Genomic DNA, 16225 nt, shown 5'->3' on the forward strand with positions numbered 1-16225 from the left:
CTAATTCGATTTTTCGCTGGCACGGTGATGCGGGTCCTCGCCGGCCTGGCGCTTCTTCTGCTCCTCATCACCAGCCAATGCGTCTGGCGATCGCGGCAACTTGTCGACCGGCCGGAAGTGATTTCCGGGCTTGTCGGATCGCCGATCTCGCGTCAGCAAATAAACGGGTATGCACTGGACGCGCATTGAAATTAGACCATGCTTATGGAGTGGGCTGGGGGCTCTCGGCTCACAGGCCCGGCTGCTTCACAACCCTGCGCCCACAACGCCGGAGCGGCCGGGCCGCCTATACTCGCGTCCAACAATCTCCGGCTTAGGATGAGCCAGCCACCCGCCAGTTGGGAGAGGCCGGGCCGATCAGGTCCAACTGATATCGATCTGCCCGCGAGCGCCCGCGCCGCCGGTTCGCCCACCACCGCCAGAGGAGCCAGAGGTGCCCGCAGCGCCAATGTTCAACGTCAGGATTGCGCCGGGAGTTAGCTGCCCAACGGTGTAGGTCTTGCGGACATAAGCGCCGGAACCGCCGCCACCACCAGTTCTTGAGCCGGACAGGATACCGCCCGAGCCTCCGCCGCCCGGTGCATTGCCGGTCAATCCGTTGTTGCTGAAACCGTTGCCACTGTTCGTGGGAGGCGGCAACGCGCCGTCACCGCCGTTCGGGCCGGGGCAATCGCCACCATGCCCGTTGCCATCTGCGTTTCCAGCTTCACCATTGGTGTTTGTGTCACCGCCAGACGCCGTGCCGCCCGAACCACCCGCGGCCGAACCGCTATTCGAACCTGTACCGCCAGAGCCGCCGCCGGCCGATAGCCCGCCCGTGCAAGTCGATGCGCCACCCGCGCCGCCGTTGCCAGCACCCGACGTCGCCGCGCCGCCAGCGCCGCCGCCACCCCCGTACAGGTCGATGATAAGCGACGTTGAATAGTTCGGGACGACGAAGCTGTCAGCGCCCGGCGTCGTGAACGATTGCGATCCAGACGGATCGAAACTGTTCAACAACTCCTCCCAGACCCCCGAAACCTTCACATAGGCCTGCGAAACAGGCTTCCAAACTCCGCCAACTTTCACGTAAGGCGTGGCGTCTTTCCATGCGCCCGAGACTTTTACTCCGATGCTCATGGTTCAAGCCGTGTATTTGAGGTGGACATCACCATCGGCGCCCCCAGACGGATCGCTGGTCGAGATCGTCACGGCGCGTGTAGCCATGGATCCGATGCCCAACGTAGTCCGCTGAGCGGCTGCGTCAGCGTCGTCGATCAGAGCGCGGCCCGCAGCGGTTATCGTGCCAATCGCAGCCGCAGAAGACGAGGTGTAGTACGTGAACCGATCGGCCGCCCATGTCTGCCCGGCAAGTGTCGTGAGCTTTGCGGCAACCGGCTGATATATCGTGTCGAAATAGGTCTTCAACGTGGCCTTGATATTGGCCCACGTCACCTTCTTCAGGACGTTCGATGCCGCGCTATCGTTGATCGGCAGCGTGTCCGCGTCCACAGGCGTCGTCTTGCCCGTGGCGGCCGTTAGATCGCTAGCCAGCAGCGCACTATCCGCCAGGTCCTTGATGCGCTGACGAACCTTGGCCGGAGTGACGTCGCCCGTCGTGTTGTCATTAATGTAGGTATCGGCGTCAGCGTTTAGCTGCGCGCGCGTGCGTATCGTCATTTGATGTTCCCTCTTGATTTTGAATAAGCGAAGTGACCCTCCGCCCTGAGCGGCAGAGGGTTGGTGCTGCAGTGGTGGATGGAGGCGCCTAGCCGCTTGTCATCTGCTGGCGTTGTTTGCCCTTATCGTAGGCCTTCAGCCCATTCGCTGTGACTTGCTGCGCCTGAGCGCGCGCACGCCGATCGACGGCAGCTTGCCAGTTGCCATCCTGGTCGACCCAAACGCGAATGTCGGCGATGCCGGCGTTGTTGTCGTTGGCAGCACGCCTACCGGGAGACGGAACGCTAGGCATACCTACAGGGCCGCCCGCGGAGTAGCCACGCAACCGCATAGCCTCAACAGCGCCGACTCCCCCATGGCGTCGTACGTCGTCCTGGCTGAAAACCACCTCGCCCTTATGGACGATGCCAGCCGCCTTCTTGCGCGGGCCGGGGCCCGTGTAGCCGCCCGAGTCGTACAGACCACCGCCTGGAGCAGCCGGAAAGGCACCAGCGCCAAAGGCGCCCGAAATCAATGCTCCAAATATACCGCTGCCACCCGCACCATTGATTTGGAACAGCGCATCGAGCACGTTGTTGATCAAAGTGTCGGCGATGCGGCCCAGCGCATTATTCAGCGCCTCCGCGGCACTCGTGCCGTTGCGCAAATCCGAGATAAATCCACCAAAAACATCCTTTCCGAGATCGGCCATGTCCTGCGCGCGCTCGCGGATTAAGTCTTGGCTTTCCGCGAGCCGCTCGGCATCCACCGTCGCCTGCGCATATGACGTCGCCAGGCTATCGATCGACGCCCTTACCTGCGGGGTAAGCTCCACCTTGGCGGCAAGCGCGGCATTCTCTAGTTCGGCTACCGCTCTCGCCTTCTCAAGCGCGAAGCCGTAGTCGTTGATCAGCGGATTAAGGCCAGCCATTGCGGCCGTCTCAGCCTGTATCGCCGCAGTGCGCTCCTTGATCTGCGCAGTCTCGCGCTCCCATTCATTGCGGCGGGACTTCTTGTCTTTGTCGTCGCCGTCGAGTTTGTAGTTCTTCAGGCTCACAGGTTTCGCTGGCGTCGACACAGGAGAAAGCGGGTTGAACGGAACCATGCCGTTGATGGCGTTGCGCACGTCTGCGTCATTGCCGGATCCCGCGGAGGCGTTGATGGCGTTGATCGCCGCCTGCACCTCGGCGAGCCGAGCGAGGGCCTCTGTGTTATCCGCACTGAGTTCGACGTTCCGCTCGATCGCAGCTTGCAGAAGTTCGACCTCGCGCTGCAGGACATCAACCTTCTGCTCGGCAGTCGTCGTATCGAGGAAGAAATCTCCAGCAGCATCAGCGGCGCCAACCAGGTCACCGTTGGCCAGAGCTTCCTTGACAGCCAGATACGCCTTAACCCACCGGTTCCAATCCTCGATCGTTTTGTTGATCTTGCTGGCTATGCCGGCCAGTTCGTCCTCAACAAATCCAAGGTCAATCGAATTGATGGCCTTTGCGATCTGGTCGAGCGCATTGGCAAGCTTCTTGGATGAATCCGTACCCTCATCGATCTTGCCGACTGCGTCGACAAGTGAGTTGTAAATCTTGGTGAAACCGGCCGACACAGTCAGCGTCGACGACGCGACCTTTTCCTCCAGAACCACAGAGCCGGCTTGGAAGGCATCAAAGAATGCTTTGGTCGGAACCTTGCCTGCCTTCACAAGCTGAGTGAGCTTGCCGACGTCGCCGCCAGCCTCCTCAAGGCCGGCCGCAACAGCCTGCAGCAATGGGTACGCGCCGTCGATAAGGCTGTTATATTCCTGCGCCTGCACGACGTTGCCGCCAAGCAACTGACTCAACTGCAGCAGCGCACCGGACGCCTCTGTGGCGGACTTACCGGACACGCGAAGCGCAACGCCAACGTTGTTGGTGAACTTCTCAAGATCAGCCTGGCTCGCGCCAAGATTCTCCGCGGCCATGCTGGCGCGGCTATACAAAGTGACCATGTCCTCAAGCGGCACAGCGTTCTTTTGCGCGCTGTCGAAAAGACGGTCGTAAACCTTCTTTAGTTCGACACCCTCAAGGCCTGTCACCCTCAGCGCATTCAGAATGCGCGTGGAGGTGTCCAGCAACTGTTGTGCGCCGCGGATGCCGCCCGCAACAGCGAAAGCTCCGGCGATCTTAGTGCCAAGCGCGGCGAACGACGTGCTCGCCAGTTTGTTCATTCGAACGAAGCGCGACTCAATGGCCTTCGCGCGTTTGTTGGCTGTTCCGTTCGCTCTCGCGAGGGCTTTGTCGAACTTGTCGATCTTGGCCTCGAGCGCGACGACGAGCCGCTGCATGTCAGTGCTCAATGGAAGCCTCCAGATAATCAGCCAGGAAGCGCAGGCGCTCTGCGGTAGCCAGTCGGCCGCGGACTGCGTTGCTGGCGCCGATGGCTTCAGCAAGGAAGGCGTCTGAGAGTTCATCGGTGGTGGTACCGCGGCCTTCAAGATGGCGCGCAAGTGCACTCGCTGCCAGCAAGCAGCGTTGTAAGTTGTCCATGGTAGATTTCCTGTGAGGGGTTGTCCGGTGAGGAAAGCATCGCCGGCTTTCCTTCTTTCGAGATTTAAGCGATGATCTACTTTGGGACGGGAGGGATCAATGCGTATAGAACAACGCCGAATTATAAATATCGATCACTATCTTGCTGAAATTCCAAATGGGACGGAGATCCGCATAGTTACCGATGTTACGGGGCTCCCGGCGGCGACTTTGACGCGAGTAGGCTTATCCAATAACTCAGCGAATGGGACCAAAATACTCCCTTCAATCGTCGGACCTATTTCCAGATTCAACAGCGAAGGCAAATGGCTTGTGCATCGAGATCAGCCAAAAGAGTCTCGGTACATTCGCACGGTCAAATGGAAATGGAGACAGTGGATTGGTCGGAACCAATACGAGGAGCACGAGGACTTTCGTGACGTAAACCGTGACTGCTATCCAAGAGAGTTGATCGATCCGCCATCCATAGAATTTCAAGTGGTCACGGTGGCGAACCGCAAGCTAATTGCGTCGCCAACCATAGTGGCTACCGCAGCCAATCACGAGGCAATTAAGCACATCATCAATCTTCATCTTGAGGCTTTCGGTGTTTGCGACCTAATCACCGAAGATATCCACCTATATCAGCCGCCGCAGACACAAAGCGTAAATTGGAAGCTGTTGCCGCCAGGCCAATATCCATGGCCGCAGCTTCGAGAAAACATCGGTCAGGTGCTACGCCGAGCCTCCGACAACACCATAGCGGTGATTATGGACAGGGCCGAGACTATCCGCGGGCACGGACCTAGTCGGATTTTTGTGGGTCAAGGAGGGTTCAATGATTACCTTGCCTATGAATTCGCTTCGAGTGGAACTGTCGTCCTAGAGAGCATCCGCCGAGATAATGCCATCTACGTCTTCGGCGACAACTGGCAAGAAGTGTCGCAACTATCGAAGGCGCAGGTGCTCAGCGGCAACCACCACCAAGATCGCATCATTCATGCGGGCGGGTGGAAGGATAGGCTTGCCGAGGCCTTGGCCTAGGCAAGCCTAAACCCCTCCGCTGCCCGCAGGGCCAAGCACCGCGGCTGTAACGAAGGTGGCATGTTCGCCCAGTCGCGGCGAACCTGTGCAATTTCATCCTCATCGAGTTCGCCCATCTCAAAGAGTGCGTCGGTTTCATCACGGCCGGAGGGAGAGTTCATGTCGCGCTCAAACCACCACCAGGCCACCGGCCGTGATCCTGCCGCCCGCGGCAAAGCCATCAGGTAATCGCGATAGCGCTCCCAAGCTTGCCGCATCTCTTCATCGGTCTTGTCAGATAGCCAACCGATTTCGAGATCCATCTCGATATCCCATTCCGGCACCGCAGCCTTACGGCGATCTACACGCTTGCGAACCGGCATTTAGCGTCGTGCTCCATAGTCTCGCGTCCTGGCCATCCGCGGCGATTCTGGCGGCGGCTCGACGTCGAGGGCAAGTTCCCGAATGAGGCGCGCGAAGCCGATGCGCGAGTCGCGCTCAATGGCGATCTCGGGCCGCGGTTTCGGCTGACCAAAACGGTCGGTGTAAGTCATGCCATCGCTATCGATGATGGTACGGGCCGCCTGGCACCGGTCCCATGCTTCGGCCGCGAGAGTGAGCAGCCGGACGTGGTGTGGCTCCAGTTCGTACTCGTCAAGCACCGTTTTGAACCATTTCGCCGTGGTTTTATCGAGGTGCGCAGGCGGCCTAAGCGCCGCAACGCCTTTCTTTTCCGGCATTCCGGACTCCTGAATTTTTATTTGAACCGGGGCATGCCGCATGCGTACGAAGGACCCGCACCGTTCCCGCCTTGGGCGATGTGGGAAGGATTGCTTATACCCCTCCCTCGCCGTCAGATGCCGCGCAGCCGGTGCTGCCGCTCCGCCTTCTCACGCAGCCGGCGCAGGGCGCTGCTGGCGTTGTCAGGCGCGGCCGTGCGCGACAGGGAAGCGCTGGTGTCATCGCCATACGCGCCCCAAACCACTAGCGACAACTCATGAAGCCGCGCCTCGGTAATCAGACGGCGCGGCATGTCGTCAGTGTCCGACCACTCTTCAACCATCGAGGAGAAGCCGACGGAAACCTGACCGACATCGGCGCGACCAACCGTAGCCAACGCCTCCTGCCCCATGGGCGAGTCCGCATTCGGCGTCAGGATGTAGTGAAGACCGATGTTGTCCGAGCGCAACGCGAGTGTTCCGTTCGCCACGCGTCCAAGGGGACGAGCCGAGTCGTGCGACCATAGTGCGACGACGTCGGGATGTTCCCGTAGGGATTTGTCGAATGCGCCGCGATCGAACGACTCCTCGAAGAGCCCGCCGATAACTGCGGGCCGGCGCCATTGGATCGCATAGCCCGAGATGGTTTCAGCCATTGCGGATCCTGCGCTCGCGTTTGTCGATTTGCAGTTTCCTGGCGAAGTAGATCGCCGATTCCGAGCGCTCGACGTGCCGCTTTTCGCCCGGCAGTTTGACGAGACGCAAGGTTGGGCGGCGCCGGCCCTTAAGATCGGTGGTGGCGTATTCCCTATGCTCAGCCTGCATAGCCGGCCTCCCGCACTTCTTTGATGTAGCTCCGGATCCGTCGCAGATCCTCGCGATGGTCGCCGAGAAAATGCGGCTTGATCGGGCCAAAGCCGCCCGTGGAGACACCCTCCGCCTCAACGGCAAGCAGAAGATCGCCAAGCTCTTGGTGGGCAGCATCAACCTGTTCCAGCGCCTTTACGAGATTCCCAACCACGCGCTCGGCTTCGGGACGGACTGCGGCCGTGACAGCACGACCGGCTTCAGTAGCGAGCGCAACGCGGCGCTTTTGGATTTCGATGACGGCAGCTTCAGCTACTGCGATTTTGTGGCGTAGCTCACGGATTTCTTTGCGCTTGGTGGCCTTCGGCGAGGTTTCATCGCCGAGAAGTGCGGCGACCTCCGGATGAAGCTCCGGGCTGTCATCGGCCTTCAGTTCAAGCTCGAGCACCTTCAACTCGGCCCGATCGTTCCTAACGGCATCGCTAATAGCGATCTCTGCGGCGTCGAGCTTCCCTAGCTCCGGTACCAGGCCGGATGGCGACGGCACTACGAAATCGTTCGCCGGTTTGCGCCCCGGTACTTTCGCCGGGCCTGGGTGTGTCATCTCGGTCGCGCGTGCCGCGCGGCGTCCCATGATCGCCATCAATTTTTCTCCTTCGGAAACAGTTCCTTGAGAGCGTCGACAAGTGCGGCGCCGTTGATGGTAGTGGAGCGGCGATGGCCGGTGGATTGCCAGTGGTTCGGAAGCGAACCGACCGGCTGCCAGCGCTTGGTTCCCGCGGCGCTGTGAATCGCAATGGCGGGAAACGCCATGTCGACCTCGATCTGGTCGCGGCGAAGGACCGACGCATCGTCCTCCAAGACAAGCTGCGCCCACGCGTCCAGGTACTCGCCGGCAGTCGGCAGGTGGACAGGAGCATCATCGAGTGAAGCACCACCCGGCGTCAGCCCGCGGTATGTGCGCACTGCGTCGGCGGCCTTATGCAAAGGCCCGTCGATCGCCAAGGCGATGACCAAGGACATAACATCCGACGGCGATAGCTCAGGTGCAGCACCGGGGCCGCCAAGTGGCCATGCGACGCCTTCCTGAAGGCCTCGCGCGGTCGTTTTGGATCTAGTTCTGGGAAAGCCTAGGTGTCGATCAAGCGACGTAAAGGCGCGATTAGGATTGGCCATCCATGTGGCCCCTTTCATGATTAAGAGTTTTAGGTGGACAAGCAAAAAGAGAACGCCCGCCCTGGCCTACTTGACCAATGAGCGGGCGATGGAAAGACGAGCGGGCGCGTTCGCTGCCCTTCCGAAAAGCGCGCCACCTGGGGGAAGCGCGCAATTGTCGCTGGATGCTGCCCGTGGGTGCGTCCAGCGTCAGGGACCAGCCCTGAAACTGTTCTCTCCCCTTTCCCCGTTGGGGGCAGGAATTGGGTATGCCCACTAGGCGGCCATTCGCCTGGCTGGCTTGCGCCAGAACTCGTCGACGCATTGAAGCCCCAGCATGACGAGCGCTCGGCCAGCACCTTTGGCTCCGGCCTTGTTTCCGACACCATGCCCTCGGCCGACCGACTCCAACGTGGCGCCAAACACCACAGCGGCCTCGAAGGCTTCCCGCAACCAGCCCAATGCGGTCTGCGCGGAAGCAAGTTCACGGCCACAGTCGATCGCATGAAGAAGCGGCCAGTCTCCGGTCCACTTCTTGGGTATGGGCTTCGACCTGCGCTTCGTCTTATCCGGGTCGGCTGCAACAGCCCGCGTGGCGGCAACGTCGAGCCGTGCCTTCTTGCCGACCACCTTTTTTACACCCTTGTTCCTGCGAGCGCCCGTGGACTCGTCCTCCTCGATCTCGACCATCAAATACACATTGTCCGCCAAATCACGACCGACAAGGTCATGTGGCATGTTCGCCGCGTTCCAGAGGTCGCGGTAACGCTCGGCCAGGGAGAGGTGATAGTCGGCGCCCTCTGCCCGCAGCAGCTTCGCCAGCGGCCAATCCAGGTTGTCATTGGCAGCCTGACCGCTGAAGCGGTTGGACGTCAGCCTGCCGGCTTGTGCGTCCACCCGCCAGTCGACAGTCGGGCCGTCCGCGCCGTATCGGAAGCATAGCGCACCGCGAGGCCGCTGGCGCGTAGGCGCCTGCACAGGATCGATGTCGTCGGGATCATCGACCAAGCGAGGCATCTCTCGCGCAATGTCGAAAATCGGAGTGTCGTCGTTGGCCGCTGTCGGGGTCCGGCGAGCCGGTTGGGTAGCGACGATTTCTGGCTCGGTTCGTTCGTAAGCTTCTGTTCCGCGTATCCCAATACGGGCCGCCGCACACGCATTGACGTATACGTGCGGACGCACCGCGAGCATGATTTCGGTCATGTATGAGTTCCCCAGGTGGATAGCCGGACGTTGCCGGAAGTCCGCCGTCGCTTCGGACGTGCGGTTAGCGCCACTACATATAGGGTTGGATTGCGTCATTTTTCGTAACGAACACAATATATAGTCTCGGCGTTACTTCGGAGCCACACCCTGTGTTTCTGCCCGCGTTTCTAATACGTTCCTATACCTTACGTTACGTCACTCCCCTCACGCGTACGCGCGCGCGTTGCGCGCACGCGAGGGGAAAATCTGTATTAGCGCTAACGCTCGACTGCCCCGCCGTTCCTGCAGTCGACGCCTGGAAGGAGTAGGATGCCCCCGGTGCATCTTGAATTTGCGCGCGCCCGCCCCATCTAATCCGAGACTACCTCCCAATCCGACAATCACTAGCTAGAGCGGCCCGCCTCGTCGCGGACCGTTCCGAAGCGCCCTCGCCGAGCCTGACAGGGCTGCGAGGGCGCTCTGTCTACGCGCGACAGAATTTTATTTACCCCGACAAAATATTTCCGGCGTGCTATCGTGCAAAGCTGTCGAAAACAACAATAATAAGGACGACCACCATGAACCCCGTAGCTTTTGATATTTTTATGAGAACCTCCGTTTTTCTTACGATTTCCGTGCTCGGCTATTTCGTGTTTTTTCGCGCCTGGTAGTTTTCCGCACACTTGAGGCACTTCGGTGATCCGCTGGTTTTTTCGGCTCGGATATGTGTGGCGCCATCGCTCGGCCATTGATCGATCGCTCTACGTCCCATCGCCGAGACGCCGCCGACGAGCAGCAAAGAGGCTGGCGTTGCTGACCCATCCAAGCTGATCAGGCTGCTGTCTGCGCTGGGGCTGCCGCCCGTAGCGCGACTAAAAAAGGGGGCTGCGCCGACACCCTGCGCCGAAGGCCATTTGCGCCAACACTATTTTTTCTCTCACTCATGCGCGCGACAACCTATCCACAAGGGATATGGTTGTCGGCGCAGTGTGATTTGCGACGATGCGCCAACACCTTTGCGCCGACGATTTTTACGTTGGCGCAGCGGCTGGTTTCACGAAGTTTCGAGGCTTGCGAGCGGTCGCATCGTATAGCTCAACGACCTTCAATTCTCCCATAGCCACCCAAGCATCGAGCATCGACTTCGCTTCTTTGCGGTCGGTGACTCCAGCTAACTCCATGACGACATCGCCAGCCCAAGGTTTGCCTTTCGGATCAGCTTTGTGGTCGGCATTCTCCAGCCTCACCTTCAACCCTGCCAGCAGTTCCTCCGGTACATCGGCCACCACTGCGGCACGCGCTTCTGCAGCACGTTCGGCCAGCGCATCCGCGGAAGGCCAGCGCCACGGTTCGACGACACCGATCTCGTCACCGGCCGTGAGTAGCCCTTTGCCGTTGCCGAGCGGGACGGACGCGATATGCCGCCAGGCGCTGCGACCTGATGCAACGAGATTGACCTTGCCGTGGTCGATGCGGAAATAGCCGTCTGGTTTCTCCAAGCCGACTTTCTCCGCCTCGGCACCCGTCATGGCATTGATGACGCGCATGCCGCGGGTCTTGTCCTTCAGGGCGCCACCGCCGCGAGCGCTATCGGCTGTCGCCTCTCCGCTATTCTTGACGACATGGTGGATCACCTCGACACCACAGTTTGCGCGGTCGGCAACTTCCGTCCACGCCTTGGCAACGCGCTGCATCGCGCCATTATCGTTCTCAGGCACCTCGTGAGTGGAAATGAGCGGGTCGATGATGACGACGTCGATCTGCCTGCTGGTGATTTCCGCCACCATCTCGTCAATGAGCGGCTGACAAACCTGAAAGCCGCGCCCTTCCTGGCGCATGATCACGAACCCCTGGTCGCGGCCGGAGTCGGTGAAAAGCCGATCGGCAATCTGGTCAGCCGTCACGCCAAAATGTTTCGCCGCGGCGTGAAAGCGACGGTCGATTTCATCCTGGGGATCTTCGGCATTCACGTACCAGACCCGCAGTGGCGCCGAGCGCGCCCCATCAGGATCGAGCAGAGGCCGCCCTGTAACCATCGCGAGCGTCTCGGAAATAGCGTGTGATGACTTTCCGCCACCACCGGCACCGACGGTCGATGTCAGGTAGCGGCGGATGTAGTGCTTGCCGAACAGCCAGTCGCGGGGCGGCAGGCTAGCCGGATCACGCAGGGTGAATGGCGTAGCTTTTATGGGCGGGCGCGGCTGTTGCTGATACGGCGTGAAGAGCGGCTTTCCGTCAGGTCCGATGACCGCTACGCCCAGCTTGCCCTCGTGCCAACAGTTGGACAGGAAGTGCCGCCGCGTGTCGCCGTCGAAGCCCATCGTGCCGGCACCAAACATCTCACGAAGGCGAACGTCGTCGGGCTTATTGTCATTGCTGGCGATCGGCTCTTCCGGCTCATCCAGGTCTATGTTGCGAGCCTCTAGCCGACGCCGCGCCTCGCGTTCCAACCACTTCGGGCGGTTACTTGACGGCAGGCCCTTCTGATAAGCGATTTTCTCGATCTCTGCCTCAAGGGGCGGAAGGCCGTGCCATTTCTCCCGTAGCTCGGACGAGCCGGTAACGGCATCCATCACAAGGTCGACAGCCGCCTCGCAAGGCTCGCCGTCAATTTGCTGGATAATCGGAGTCCCACCGCGCCAAAGCGTGACGACGCTGGCGTCTTGGCCTTCGTCGATGAAGCGGAAGAAGCTGTCCGTCAGTACGGCGAGGCGCGGGATGTCGGCCTCTTCCATGTCCGACCAATGCGCGATCTTGATTAGATCCTCGCGCTTTAGACCGTCGAGATTATCAGGGTCTGCCACCAGCACGACATCGCCGCAAAGTGAGCCAGCCAAGTCGTCCACTTTGTAAAACGCGGCACGGTGTGGGTGCTTTTTGGAATCATATTGCGGCTGCGGCATGCTTCATCTCCACGGCGGCCAGCGCCATCTCAACAATTTCGCGACGGGTCTCAGGCGATACGGAAAGCGAGTTGCCCTCGCGCCCTGGCCCGTACAGGATGACGCGACCGTCTGGCGCCTCGACGAGGGTGCAGTCGCAGATCATCAAATCGTCAGTCACTTGGATGTTGAACTTCGCACGCGTGCGAAATCCCCGCGGCGATGGTGCTTGAAGCACCGGCCGCGCTGATCGAATGCGCATCATATTTTCCTATGTTGGATGGTGAGCCGCCGTTCGTCGGCGGGTACTTAGGTTAGGCAACAGCGGAAAAACGCTATGAGATTCTATGTTGCCTTTTCGCTAGGTTAGGCGGTCTAACCCATTGAAATATATAGCGACTGTCAATCCTGCCGGGATCGCCAAGATTCTCAACCGAGCATATTGGGCGGAAACGGCCCTGGCTCGAGTTAGACCTTTTGTCAGCCTGACGCTCCTCATTCCCTGTTTCCGCGCATTGGTTGTGGCCGACGAGGCCGGGCCCTGTCGCAGTCCCGGTGGCTCAAGTCCGGTCGGCGTTCTCCCGGCCCACCCGACTCGATCTGCGCTGCAACACGACGAGCACGACCTCGAAATACAGCCAAAAGTACAAACACCGGGGGACTAAAGTCCCGGGCTCTTCGACAAAGGTCCGTTCGATAAGATTTTGCCGCATTCCTTAGAGTTTATTTTACGTGTGCCGGGGAGGGCTTATGCGCTGCAAAATTTGGAGGATTCTTCCATGCGTCATACTAGGACCGCTGTAATGACCTTGGTGTGCGGCATTGCCTTGGCCGCCCTACCCCTTGGTCTGACGCTCGACGGCTTGGGCTCGGACCAGGCGCTTGCCGCAAAAGGTGGGAACGGGGGAGGAAAAGGCGGCGGCGGCGGTGGGGGCGCAGGCAACGGGGGTGGCAAATCCTCCGGGAACGGTGGCGCGCGCGGCAAGTCCGCATCCGCGGCCGGACAGACGAAGGCGAGCGTCAGCAAGACGAACGCAAAGGCGACCAAGGCCGCGGCGAAATCTCAAGTCGCAGCGGTAGCAAAGCAAGAGAAGCCTGCAAAAGAGACCAACCTCAACGCCAAGCTTGGCCGGCTGAACTCGCTGAAGCGGAACGTCAACGCCTACATCAATTCCAAGAGCCCGAAATTCGCCGCCATTCAGGCTTTTGTGGCGGCCTCGGCCCAAAGCCAAATTGCGCAGGATGCGCTTGCCGACGCAAATGCGACGCTCGCCGACGAACAGGCCACGCTGGACGGGCTTAACGAGCAGCTCGACGCTCTGACTACCGATATGACGGAAGAGGAACAGCAGGCTTCATCGGAAGTCGCAGCTCTGCAGGGACAGATCACGGAACAAGAGGGCGTGGTGGCAAGTGCCGCACAAGACGCCGCCACCGCTCAAGCCGAGGCTGACGCTGCAGCCGAGGGGACCGACGACGCGTCGCTCCAGGCAGCGCTTGAAGGCATGGCCAACAAGCCGGTGGACGACGAGGTAACCGGTTGGGCGAGAGGCGTTCTGGACGTCAAGATCGACGAAATGCGCTCGGTCCTGGAAACCGCCGAGGCGACCGAGCCCGACAGCACCGAAACCGCAGAGCCAACGCCCTGACAATGGGCCAATAAACGCGGAAAAGCCGGGAGCCTATCCCGGCTTTTTCTTTGGCAGAAGCGTCAGGGCCGGTCCGGAAACGTAGAACCAGCCTCACGCGGCTCGTCAGTCGCCGCCGCCATCGAGATCCAGTTCCGCTTGCCCAAGGTCGAGCGCATTCACGGCGTGGGCGGCCAGAGACCTGGTGATGCGCGTCTTCTGCTCGAGCGCCGCGCGATCCAGCCGGTCCACGACGTCGATCGCGGTGGACAGCGACCGCTCGATTCGCCTGACCAGGAACTGCACGACATGCGGCTCGACCTCCACCTGCCTGTCGGCGAAGAGCTTGGTGATCACAGCGGCCAGCAGAAGATCGTCGGGCTCGAGAATCTCCACCGTCGCCGCCGCCTTGAGCCTCGACGCGAGGTCGGGAAGGCGCACGCCCCATGCGGACGGAAAGAGGCGCGAGGTGAGCAGGACGTGCGTTCCCGCCGCCCGCGCGGCGTTGATCAGATGGAAAAGGCCGTTTTCATCGAGCTGCACGTCGGCATCGTCGATCACGACGGGATGCGTCAGCGGCGCGTCTTCCACCCAAGCCTCGATTTCGGAGGGCTCGATGAAGACGGCATTGGCGTTCGCTGCCCAAATCGCGGCGAGATGCGATTTTCCCGATCCCGCCGGGCCGGCAAGCACGACGACCGTAGCCGGCCAGTCCGGCCAGGCATCGATCAGGGCCACGGCTTGCCGGTTGGCGTCGGAGACGACGAGCTCGTCGCGCGAGTGACCCGGCCTGTGGCCGAGATCCAGCGGAATCTGCCGCGGCTTTCCGGAGTTCGCCATGCCGCTCAACCGTCCTGATCCGGACGCCTGCGGCCGCGGCCGGCTTTCGGTTTTGCCGCGACGGCGACCTCCTCGTCGGCATGTCCCCGATAGAGAGGCGATTCCAGATAGCGGGCGATAGCGAAGCGGACGAGGACGGCAACCGCGGCGGCGGCCGGAACCGCAATCAGCAAGCCGACGAAGCCGAACAGGGCGCCGAAGGCGAACAGCGCGAACATCAGCCAGACCGGATGCAGGCCGACGCTTTTGCCGACCAGGCGCGGCTGCAGGATGTTGCCCTCGATGAACTGGCCGATGAAGAATACGCAGGCGACCGCCACGACCATGATCCAGTCCGGCCAGAACTGCACGAAGGCGACGCCGACGGCGAGCACCAGGCCGACCAGCGAGCCGACATAGGGAATGAAGCTGATCAGCCCGGCGAAGAGCCCGATCAATATGCCGAAATTCAGCCCCGTCAGCGTCAGCCCGACGGCATACATGATGCCCAGGATGAGACAGAGCGTGCCCTGCCCGCGCACGAAGCCGGCAGTCGCCGCATTGATGTCGGTGGCGATGGCGCGAACCGTCTCCACATGGTCGCGCGGCACCCAACTGTCCACGGTCGCCACCATGCGGTCCCAGTCGAGCAGCATGTAGAAGGCGACCACCGGCGTCACCACGAACAGACCGGCGATGCTGAACAGCGCCACGCCCGAACTCCAGATCGACTGGAAAACCGTGGTGATGAAACCGACGCTGGCGTTGAGCAGCGAACTCAACCCCTCGCGCAGGCTCGAGGCGTCGAGGCCGAAGCGCCGCTCCAGCCATTCCGGGCTGAAGCTGGTGATCAGCGTCTGCAGCTCGGCCAGATATTCCGGCATCTTGGCAAGGAAATCAGCGAGCTGGGTCGCAAGGATCGGTATCAGCACAATCATGGCGATCACCAGCGCCACGACGAAAGCCAGCAGGATCAGCAGCGTGGCGGCGGTGCGCGACAGCCCTGTCCGCTGCAGCCTGTCGGCAACGGGATCGAGGAAATACGCAAGTGCCATGCCGGCCACGAAAGGCAGCAGAATCGCAGCGAACAAATAGACAAACAGGCCGAAAAGCGCCGCCGCCAACAGCCAGAAGCGGATTTGGCGGCGAAAGTTTGCGGCAATCAGTGCTTCGGCTATTTCGTTATCCGGCGTCCGGTCCGCCTTCGCCATGTTTGCTCATGTGCCTCGACCAAGCTACGAGATAGGCTCCCGCCGAAGCCACGGTCAAGAGGGCCGACAGGATAATGAGGGCCGGACGAATCGGCCCGAAATCGGCTGTGAAGGCGAGTTCGGCTAGAACGACGGCGGCGAGCACGATCTGTGCGGCCGTGTTGGCCTTGGAAACCATCAGCGGCTTTATTTCCACCGGAATAGCCATGACGCTCGACAACAGCACCGCGCAGACGATCAGCGCGTCACGGCTCACCATGGTGATGACCAGCCAGAGCGGCAGCTTGTCCATGAAGCCCAGGACGACGAAGACGCTGACCAGCAGCAGCTTGTCGGCCATCGGGTCGAGATAGCCGCCGAGCTTGGAGCGCTGGTTGAACCGACGGGCAACAAAGCCGTCGACGGCATCCGAGACGCCGGCGACGAGGAAGCCGGCGAAGGCCAGGTGCCATTGCATGGTGAGCATGCAGTAGACGACCACCGGCACCAGCATCAAACGCAGGATCGTGATCATGTTGGCGGCGGTCACGCTGCGGCTTCTCCATTCTTGTTCGCGATAGATGGTCGGGCGGATCGCATCCGGCAAGATGCACGGTATTGATGTGCCCCGGTCGCCGTTTGCAGGGCAGAGGCAGGTGCGGCTGCTTGCGGGCGGAACCC

Annotated in this window: 19 protein-coding genes; 3 read left to right on the forward strand and 16 right to left on the reverse strand. The window is 61.0% G+C overall.

What is annotated here, in order from left to right; genetic code table 11:
* A partial coding sequence (locus D8676_RS27565; RefSeq protein WP_210210764.1) for a hypothetical protein occupies window positions 1-189 on the forward strand: 189 nt, incomplete at its 5' end.
* A 168-nt stretch (window positions 190-357) separates the two neighbouring features.
* Here the strand turns inward: D8676_RS27565 and D8676_RS27120 are convergent.
* The 4 genes from D8676_RS27120 to D8676_RS27500 form a co-directional block, all read right to left on the reverse strand.
* Window positions 358-1119, reverse strand: coding sequence for a hypothetical protein (locus tag D8676_RS27120; RefSeq protein ID WP_147448263.1), 762 nt, complete (start codon window positions 1117-1119; stop codon window positions 358-360).
* Window positions 1120-1122: 3 nt separating this feature from the next.
* Entirely contained in the window at window positions 1123-1659 is a 537-nt protein-coding gene (locus D8676_RS25450) for a hypothetical protein (RefSeq protein ID WP_121583905.1), read from the reverse strand.
* A gap of 88 nt (window positions 1660-1747) precedes the next feature.
* The gene (locus tag D8676_RS25455; protein ID WP_183097247.1) at window positions 1748-3967 is read right to left on the reverse strand and encodes a tape measure protein; all 2220 of its coding nucleotides are present in this window, start codon (window positions 3965-3967) and stop codon (window positions 1748-1750) included.
* Window positions 3957-4157, reverse strand: a complete 201-nt coding sequence (locus D8676_RS27500) for a hypothetical protein (RefSeq protein WP_183097248.1) — start codon at window positions 4155-4157, stop codon at window positions 3957-3959. The genes D8676_RS25455 and D8676_RS27500 overlap by 11 nt, the downstream gene beginning before the upstream one ends.
* Before the next feature lie 99 nt (window positions 4158-4256).
* Here D8676_RS27500 and D8676_RS25460 point away from each other — a divergent pair, with 99 nt between their 5' ends.
* A complete protein-coding gene (locus D8676_RS25460) occupies window positions 4257-5180 on the forward strand; it encodes a hypothetical protein (RefSeq protein ID WP_147448264.1) in 924 nt (307 codons plus the stop codon).
* On the opposite strand, the gene D8676_RS25465 is transcribed toward D8676_RS25460, so the two are convergent.
* The 9 genes from D8676_RS25465 to D8676_RS25500 form a co-directional block, all read right to left on the reverse strand.
* Window positions 5177-5542, reverse strand: a complete 366-nt coding sequence (locus D8676_RS25465) for a hypothetical protein (protein ID WP_121583908.1) — start codon at window positions 5540-5542, stop codon at window positions 5177-5179. The two genes, D8676_RS25460 and D8676_RS25465, sit on opposite strands and share 4 nt — an antisense overlap.
* Complete coding sequence (locus tag D8676_RS25470) at window positions 5543-5899, reverse strand: P27 family phage terminase small subunit (protein ID WP_121583945.1); 357 nt, start codon at window positions 5897-5899, stop codon at window positions 5543-5545. It lies immediately after the preceding gene.
* A 113-nt stretch (window positions 5900-6012) separates the two neighbouring features.
* Window positions 6013-6534 (reverse strand): HK97 family phage prohead protease, encoded by a 522-nt coding sequence (locus tag D8676_RS25475; RefSeq protein ID WP_121583909.1) that lies wholly within the window; start codon window positions 6532-6534, stop codon window positions 6013-6015.
* Window positions 6527-6703 carry a hypothetical protein gene (locus D8676_RS27505; protein WP_183097249.1) on the reverse strand — a complete coding sequence of 59 codons (177 nt, stop codon included), beginning with the start codon at window positions 6701-6703 and terminating at the stop codon, window positions 6527-6529. Before D8676_RS27505 ends, D8676_RS25475 begins: the two co-directional genes overlap by 8 nt.
* Window positions 6693-7328 (reverse strand): hypothetical protein, encoded by a 636-nt coding sequence (locus D8676_RS25480; protein WP_121583910.1) that lies wholly within the window; start codon window positions 7326-7328, stop codon window positions 6693-6695. Before D8676_RS25480 ends, D8676_RS27505 begins: the two co-directional genes overlap by 11 nt.
* A complete protein-coding gene (locus D8676_RS25485; protein WP_121583911.1) occupies window positions 7328-7708 on the reverse strand; it encodes a hypothetical protein in 381 nt (126 codons plus the stop codon). Before D8676_RS25485 ends, D8676_RS25480 begins: the two co-directional genes overlap by 1 nt.
* Window positions 7709-8116: 408 nt before the next feature.
* Window positions 8117-9043, reverse strand: coding sequence for a hypothetical protein (locus D8676_RS25490; protein WP_121583912.1), 927 nt, complete (start codon window positions 9041-9043; stop codon window positions 8117-8119).
* Between the two features lie 1013 nt (window positions 9044-10056).
* The gene (locus tag D8676_RS25495) at window positions 10057-11928 is read right to left on the reverse strand and encodes an AAA family ATPase (protein WP_121583913.1); all 1872 of its coding nucleotides are present in this window, start codon (window positions 11926-11928) and stop codon (window positions 10057-10059) included.
* A complete protein-coding gene (locus D8676_RS25500; protein ID WP_147448265.1) occupies window positions 11909-12172 on the reverse strand; it encodes a hypothetical protein in 264 nt (87 codons plus the stop codon). Before D8676_RS25500 ends, D8676_RS25495 begins: the two co-directional genes overlap by 20 nt.
* 538 nt (window positions 12173-12710) lie before the next feature.
* On the opposite strand from D8676_RS25500, the gene D8676_RS27510 reads away from it, so the two are divergent.
* Complete coding sequence (locus tag D8676_RS27510; protein WP_245427163.1) at window positions 12711-13556, forward strand: hypothetical protein; 846 nt, start codon at window positions 12711-12713, stop codon at window positions 13554-13556.
* A 105-nt stretch (window positions 13557-13661) separates the two neighbouring features.
* Here the strand turns inward: D8676_RS27510 and hdaA are convergent, their stop codons facing one another.
* From hdaA to D8676_RS25525, 3 genes are read right to left on the reverse strand one after another with little or no spacing between them, the layout of a single operon-like run.
* Window positions 13662-14375 carry a DnaA regulatory inactivator HdaA gene (hdaA, locus tag D8676_RS25515; protein ID WP_121583917.1) on the reverse strand — a complete coding sequence of 238 codons (714 nt, stop codon included), beginning with the start codon at window positions 14373-14375 and terminating at the stop codon, window positions 13662-13664.
* A 5-nt stretch (window positions 14376-14380) separates the two neighbouring features.
* The gene (locus D8676_RS25520; RefSeq protein WP_121583918.1) at window positions 14381-15565 is read right to left on the reverse strand and encodes an AI-2E family transporter; all 1185 of its coding nucleotides are present in this window, start codon (window positions 15563-15565) and stop codon (window positions 14381-14383) included.
* Window positions 15537-16094: a CDP-alcohol phosphatidyltransferase family protein gene (locus D8676_RS25525; RefSeq protein ID WP_121583946.1), complete on the reverse strand. Its 558-nt coding sequence runs from the start codon at window positions 16092-16094 to the stop codon at window positions 15537-15539. The genes D8676_RS25520 and D8676_RS25525 overlap by 29 nt, the downstream gene beginning before the upstream one ends.
* Window positions 16095-16225: the final 131 nt, after the last annotated feature.

The sequence above is a fragment of the Mesorhizobium sp. YM1C-6-2 genome, from assembly GCF_003666685.1.
Lineage (GTDB): Bacteria > Pseudomonadota > Alphaproteobacteria > Rhizobiales > Rhizobiaceae > Mesorhizobium_K.